Source organism: Rubrivivax benzoatilyticus JA2 = ATCC BAA-35 (assembly GCF_000190375.1).
Lineage (GTDB): Bacteria > Pseudomonadota > Gammaproteobacteria > Burkholderiales > Burkholderiaceae_C > Rubrivivax > Rubrivivax benzoatilyticus.
In genome coordinates this window covers 1-6,459 of record NZ_AEWG01000001.1, presented here as the reverse complement: position 1 = coordinate 6,459, position 6,459 = coordinate 1, and the positions used below count along the sequence as shown (strand labels likewise).

Sequence of the window (6,459 nt, the reverse complement as noted above, 5' to 3'; positions counted from 1 at the left end):
CCGCCAGCCCAGCCACAGCGACCACAGCGCCGCGCCGGCGAGCAGCAGCGCGCGCGCGCCGGACACGCCCGGCGGCACCCAGCCTTCGGCGCGCAGCTGGGTCAGCGTCGTCATCGACAGCCCGAGGAACAGCCCGGCGCCGGCGATCGGCACCAGGCCCATCGCCAGCGCCGCCCAGCCGACGCCGCTGGCCAGCCGTGCCGCGCCGCGCAGCGCCGCCCAGCCGAGCACGCCGGTGATGAGCGTGTAGGCGCCGATGTAGCCGCAGACCAGCAGCCCGTCGAGCCAGGTGAAGGCGTCGTTGACCTCGGGGTAGTGGGTCAGCAGCCACCACGGCGCGTTGTCCTGCAGCAGCAGGAAGGCGTCGTGGTCGATCAGCCAGGTCGCCGCGGCCTGGCGCGCCGCGGTGAACCAGGGGCTCACGCTCCACTGGAAGGCGCCGACGGCCACACCCAGCGTGCCGAAGACCAGCAGCAGCGCCAGCGCGCGGTCGTTGCGCGACGGCGCCGCCGCCAGCACCTCCTGGCTCGGCGAACGCGCCGCGAACTCGATCGCGTCGCGGTGGCCGCTGCAGCGCCCGCAGGCGTGGCAGTCGGAGGCGCCGGTCATGTGGCGCAGGTCGACCAGCGGCGCGCAGTCCACGCGCGGCGGGCGGCCCGGGTAGGCCTTCCAGGCGGCTTCGTCGACGCGGTAGTGCAAGGGCGCGATCTTGGCCAGCAGCGCGAAGACGCCGCTGACGGGGCACAGGTAGCGGCACCAGACACGTTTCTCGCGTCCCCAGACGAAACCGACGGCGGCGGCCAGCACGGTCGAGCCGCCGAGGATCAGCAGCGCCGGCGCCGCGTACTGGTAGACGCTGACGAGCTGGCCGTAGACCGTGGTGCAGACGAAGGCCACGACCGGCCAGCCGCTCCAGCGCACCCAGCGCGGGATCGTGCGGCCCAGGCCGTGGCGGCTGGCGTACTCGGTCACCGCGCCTTCGGGGCAGAACACGCCGCACCAGACGCGGCCGAACAACGCCGTGCTGAGGATCACGCCCGGCCACCACAGGCCCCAGAACGCGAACTGCGCCGCCAGCGTCAGGTTGGAGACGATGCTCGCGCCCGTCGGCGGCAGCGGCAGGAACACCGGCACGACGACCAGCGCCGCATAGAACGCGACGACGAACCACTGGACGGCCAGCACCGCCCGGCGGTGGCGGCGCAGCGCGTCGCCGATGCGCGCCAGCCGCGTCTTGCGCGGCCGGGGCATGAAGCGGATCGGGACGGCGGCGGTCATCCGTGCGCGCCTGGGCCGCGCGGCGCGGCGCTGCGCCGCAGTGCCCAGATCGTCGCGCTCCAGAACACCAGGTAGCCGATCAGCACCGTCGCCGACGGCCGCGCGCGGTAACCGAGGAAGTCGGCGAGCACGCGGCCGATGCCGCGGCCGTCGTCGAGCAGGGCGGAACTATCCCAGACCGGGTCGACCAGCGGCGGGATCCAGTCCATGCCGATCATGCGGTCCAGGCCGCCGGCCAGCAGCGCGGCGGCGATCAGCAGCAGCAGCACTTCGCTGATCCCGAACAGCACGCGGTAGCTGAGGAAACGCGCGCCACGCGCGATCAGCCCGGCGGTGGCGGCGGCGAGCACGAAACCGGCCGCCGCGGCCGCGGCGTTGGCGGCGAGCGCCGAACCACCCGACTCCAGCCCCAGGCCGTAGAGGAAGACCACGGTCTCGGCGCCTTCGCGGGCGACGGCGAACGCGGTGACCAGGCCGACGCCGAGCGCGCCCGAGGCCTGGCCGGCCTGGCGTTCCAGTTCGCGTTTCATGCCGCGGCCGTGGCGGCGCATCCACAGCACCATCTGCACGATCAGCGCGGCGGCGGTGAAGACCATCACGACCTGGAAGACCTCCAGCGCCTGGCCTTCGAGTTCGCTCTGCACCAGGAAGGTGGCGGCGCCCAGCGCCGCGGCCAGCAGCAGGCCGCCGCCGGCACCCAGCCACAGCCCGCGGCGCAGCGGCGCGGGCTCGCTCTGGCGCGAGATCCAGGCCAGCAGCACGCCGATGACGAGCATCGCCTCGAGGCTCTCGCGCCAGACGACGATCAGGGCATTCAACATGAGGACGTTTCGTGCTCCGTGTGGAGCGTCATTTCGCGACGAGCGTCATGCCCGGCTGGTCCAGGTGGAACTCGTCGATGAAGTGGTAGCTGCCGGGGCGCAGCGGGTGGATGACGACGAAGGAGCTGGCGCCGGGGCCGAGCACCTTCTCGACCCGCAGGTCCAGGTTCTCGAACTCCGACGGGCCGGGGCCCTCGTTCCGGATCGTCAGCTTGATCTTCACGCCCGCCGGCACCTCCAGGCGCGCCGGTTCGATGCGGCCGTTCTGGATGACGACGGGGTAGGTGGCCTGGCCCTGGGCGGCCGCGGCACCCGCCCCGAGGGCGAGCACCGCGGCCAGGGCCGCACGGCGCGAGACGCGGGCGGCCACGGCGCTCAGAACCCGAGCGTGGCGCGCAGGCCGAAGGCCTTGACGTCGCCGGCGCCGTCGTCGCCGCCCGGACGCGAGATCCACTGGAAGTCCGGCGTCAGCGCGATCTGCTCGTTGACGTGGTAGCGGTAGTAGATCTCGGCGACGCGTTCGTTGCCGCGCGACGTGCTGACGCGGCGGTAGTCGTCGCTGGTGCGCAGCAGGCCGGCGGCCAGGCCCAGGCCGTCGGAGGCGCGGCCCCAGGCACCGCCCGAGAGTTCGCCGCCCAGCGTCAGCGCGCGGTCGAAGCTCGCCGTGCCCGAGCTGCGGTTGCCGAAGCGGCCGAACAGCGTCAGGTCGTCGGTCACACGCTGGTCGATCGACAGGCCCCAGCCGCCGTGCGCCTGCTCGTTGCCGTCCAGGTCGGTGGCGCGGCCGTTGCGCCAGGCGTAGAGCCGGTAGTTGCCCGGCAGGCCGTCGAAGAAGCGTGTCGAGTACTCGAGCTGGCCGATGACGAAGGGTTTGCCCAGCGAGCCGGAGAAGCTGGTCGCCGGGCCCGAGCCGAACACCGCCAGCGACGCGCTCCAGACCCCCGCCTTGTCCTGTTCGTTGACGTAGGCGGCCCGGAAACCCGGCGTGAAGCCGTAGGCGTCGACCCCGGCGTCGCCGCCCGAGTCGAGCAGCGGGTTGTGCACGAAGGCGTTGTTCAGGAAGAACGCCGTCTCGTCGTCGGCCGCCGCGTTCTGGTCGAAGAAGACGAACGGGTCCATCTTGCCGACCGTGAACTCCAGGCGCTGGCGCGAGTAGGCCTTGTAGCCGTCGAAGGGCAGCGGCACGTTCAGCTGGTACCAGGCCTGGGCCAGCACCGCGAACGAGGAGTCGGGGTCGTTGACGCCGGCGACCTGGAAGGTCGACGAGTTCGTCGTGCTGGTGTAGGTCGGGCGCAGCGCGACGCCTTCGCCCTGGCCGAAACGCAGCTGGGCGTAGATCGTGCCCTCGGCCTGGCCGATCTCGCCGCCGGGCAGCGTGACCTCGATGTCGCCGCGGTAGTTCAGGCGCGACTCGCGCTGGCCGCTGTCGGTGCCGGCGCCGTTGACGCGCTGCGCCACCGCGACCAGGCCGCCTTCGACGGTGATGCCTTCCAGCGCCTCGATCTGGCGCACCGGCTTCTGCATCGCCAGCGTCTGCGTCTCGACGGCCTTCAGCCGCGTCACGAGCTCGGGCTCGTTCTCGCTCAGGCGGTCGGTCAGCAGCGCCTGGTCGGTTGCCGTCTGGGCGTCTTCCAGCGCCTTGACGCGGGCCTCGATCGGCGCCGCCTTGGGAGCCGTGGCACTCAGCTCGCCGACCTTCTTCTCGAGCTCCTGGTTGCGCTGCTCGAGCTGGCCGAAGCGTGCGGCCAGCTCACGCAGCTGGGCCTTGAGCTGCTCGATCTCGCTGCCGGCGGCCTGCGCGCCGCCGGCCAGGCCGGCCAGCGTCAGCGCGGCGACGAGCCGGGCGTTGCGCAACACGAACCCGTGTCTCGGGGGCAGGGTGGACATGGTTCAGTACCCGCCCTTCTTGCCGATGCCGGCGTAGGTGAAGTCCCACTCGACGGTGAACGGCTTGAACCAGGGGCGCACGCCGGTCTCGCGGTCGGTGTGGCGGCCGTACAGCGGCGACGCCGGGTTCTCCTTGGCGTTGGGCGGGTAGACCGTGTACTTGACCTTGTACTTGCCCGGGCCCTGCAGCTTGACGTTGTCGCCGTAATGCGGGCCGTCGCTGGCGACCATGGCCATCATGTCGCCGGTGATCGGCGCGCCCGAGCCGCCGATCTTCGTGATCTCGTACTTGATCAGCAGGTAGGGGATCCAGAAGCCTTCGGGGTAGCCGTTGGCGTTGTTGGCCAGCGCGTGGATGTCGGCCTCGATGTGGATGTCCGACTCCGAGGCCTTGCGCATGTGGCCTTCGGGTTCCATGTCGATCGGCTGCAGGTAGACCGCGGCGATCTCCATGCCGGCCAGGTTCTGCGGCGTGCCGATCGGGTACTCGAGCGCGTAGGCGGAGGTGGTGAAGCAGGCCGCGGCGATGGCGAGGGCGGCACCCCAGTGGGACGGTTTCATCGAAGGACTCTCGGTTATGAACAATGCAAATGCGAGTGGTTCGCAACAACATTGCCGATACTGCCGAGGGTTCCGCGTCGCGTCAACCGGCGCCGTTGACGGCTGTCAATGAATGGGCCTGGCGGGGCGGGGGATTCGGCCGGCCGCACGCCGGCCGTGGCGGCGGCGGTGCCGCGCGGCGGCGCTCAGTTCCAGCGCCAGGCCCAGATGACGTCGACGGCGCTCTCGTCGCCGGTCTGCGCGCGCACCGTGAAGCGCCGCGCAACGCGGTAGATCAGCTGCCAGGAGCCGGCGGTGGCGTTGACGCCGCGTTCGTAGCCGACGTAGAGCCGGTCGCTGAGCTGCTTGCCGATCGTGACCACGGTGTCGCGCGTGTCGCCGTCGCCGCTCTGCGAGACCGACAGCTCGTCCAGCCCCAGGCGCTGCAGCAGCCCGGTCGACGGGCCGCCGTTCTCGCCGGCCAGCAGCGCCAGCGCCGCCTGCTGCAGGATCGCCGTGTCGGCGCGTCCCAGGCCTTCGGAGGCGCGCCCGGTGACCAGCCACGACAGCTTGTCCAGCTCGCTCATCTCGGGCTCGCTGTACAGGCGCACGCGCGGGTCGCTCGCGCTGCCCTGGATCGTCACGCCGACACGCACGTCCAGGTCCGGCCGCACCGCGAGGATGTCCAGCCGCGGCGCTGCCACCTCGCCGGCGAAACGGATCAGCCCGCGCTCGATGGCCAGGTTCTGGCCGTAGGCGGCGTAGCGGCCGCCGACGGTGCGCACCAGCCCGTTGATCGCCAGCCGCCCCTGCGGCGTCGACACGCGCAGCGTGCCGGTCAGGCCGGTGTCGACACCGCGCCCGGCCAGGCGCAGGTCCTCGCCGAGCGCCAGCTCCAGCGCGACGCGGCTGTTCTTCATCAGCGCCGAGGGCTCGCGTGTGCCCGGCGCTGGCGGCGCCGGTCGCTGTCCCGGGCGTGGCGGCCGGTTCTCGACGACGACGTCGGCGTCCAGCGACGGCGCCTCGCTGCGCGAGATGTCGATGCGGCCGCGGTCGACGCCGAACTTGCCGTCGAGCACCAGCGCGTCGGGCCGCAGCCCCAGCGTTGCGCGGCCGCTGACGGCGATGCGCCGGTCCACGCGCGACAAGGCCTCGAAACGCTCGGCGACGACGCTGAGCTCGGCGCTCGGCGCCGCGCCCAGCCGCGCGCTGCCGTCGATGGCCAGCGTGCCGTCGCCGCCGCGCAGCCGCAGCTGCTCCAGGCGCAGCGCCTCGCCGCGCAGCGTCAGCAGCAGCGAACCGTCGTCCAGGTCGACGCCCTGCAGCAGGTTGCCGACCTCCAGCCGCGAGCCCTCGACGCGGCCGCCGAACTGCGGCGCCGCCGCCGTGCCACCGACCTGTGCCGTCGTGAACAGCGTGCCGCCCAGCCGCCAGCCGGCCGGCAGCCAGGCGCTCCAGACGTCGAGGTCGGGGATGCGCATCTCGACGACGCCGTCGACCGGCGCCTGCGGCTCGGGCCAGGCCAGCGCCGGGTTGGCGCGCACGGTCTGGGAGCCGGCGATGACGCCGATCTGCGTGCCGACGACGGCCTGCGTCGTCTCCCAGCGGCCGTCGTGGGCGGCGAGCGCGAAACGCAGGCCGGTGAAGCCGAAGGCGATCGGCAGGTTGCCGCGCACCACCGACAGATCGCCTTCGTGGCGCTCGAGCACGATGTCGGCGTCGAAACGCTCGGCGCGGCGGATGTCGACGCGGCCGGCGATCTTCAGGTCGCCGCTCCAGCCGGCGTCGGGCTGGGCGCGCTGCAGCCACGGCGCCAGCGCCAGCGGCTCGAGTTCGGCCGCCAGCTGCAGCCGCGACGGTGCACCGTCGCGCGGCGGCGCCTGCCAGCCGGCTTCGCGCCAGCGCAGCGCGGCGCCCAGCAGGGCCAGCCGGC

6 protein-coding genes are annotated in these 6,459 nt (G+C 72.8%); all 6 read right to left on the bottom strand.

Annotation, left to right across the window (positions count from 1 at the left end; translation table 11 throughout):
- Positions 1-1,278, bottom strand: a 1,278-nt coding sequence (locus tag RBXJA2T_RS00030; protein ID WP_009855247.1) for a 4Fe-4S binding protein, incomplete at its 3' end; no start/stop codon positions are given.
- On the bottom strand, positions 1,275-2,099 hold the full coding sequence (locus RBXJA2T_RS00025; RefSeq protein ID WP_009855246.1) for an FTR1 family iron permease: 825 nt from the start codon (positions 2,097-2,099) through the stop codon (positions 1,275-1,277). The genes RBXJA2T_RS00030 and RBXJA2T_RS00025, both read right to left, overlap by 4 nt.
- Before the next feature lie 28 nt (positions 2,100-2,127).
- Positions 2,128-2,469 (bottom strand): cupredoxin domain-containing protein, encoded by a 342-nt coding sequence (locus tag RBXJA2T_RS00020; RefSeq protein ID WP_009855245.1) that lies wholly within the window; start codon positions 2,467-2,469, stop codon positions 2,128-2,130.
- A 5-nt stretch (positions 2,470-2,474) separates the two neighbouring features.
- Positions 2,475-3,956, bottom strand: coding sequence for a carbohydrate porin (locus RBXJA2T_RS00015; protein WP_029718991.1), 1,482 nt, complete (start codon positions 3,954-3,956; stop codon positions 2,475-2,477).
- Between the two features lie 33 nt (positions 3,957-3,989).
- Complete coding sequence (locus tag RBXJA2T_RS00010; RefSeq protein ID WP_009855243.1) at positions 3,990-4,547, bottom strand: iron transporter; 558 nt, start codon at positions 4,545-4,547, stop codon at positions 3,990-3,992.
- 185 nt (positions 4,548-4,732) lie between these two features.
- The coding region (locus RBXJA2T_RS00005) for a translocation/assembly module TamB domain-containing protein (protein ID WP_009855242.1) at positions 4,733-6,459 on the bottom strand (1,727 nt) is incomplete at its 5' end.

Excerpts from the sequence above, each read along its gene's own strand:
- RBXJA2T_RS00010 (WP_009855243.1), bottom strand. The coding sequence starts at position 4,547 with ATGAAACCGTCCCACTGGGGTGCCGCCCTCGCCATCGCCGCGGCCTGC.
- RBXJA2T_RS00025 (WP_009855246.1), bottom strand. The coding sequence starts at position 2,099 with ATGTTGAATGCCCTGATCGTCGTCTGGCGCGAGAGCCTCGAGGCGATG.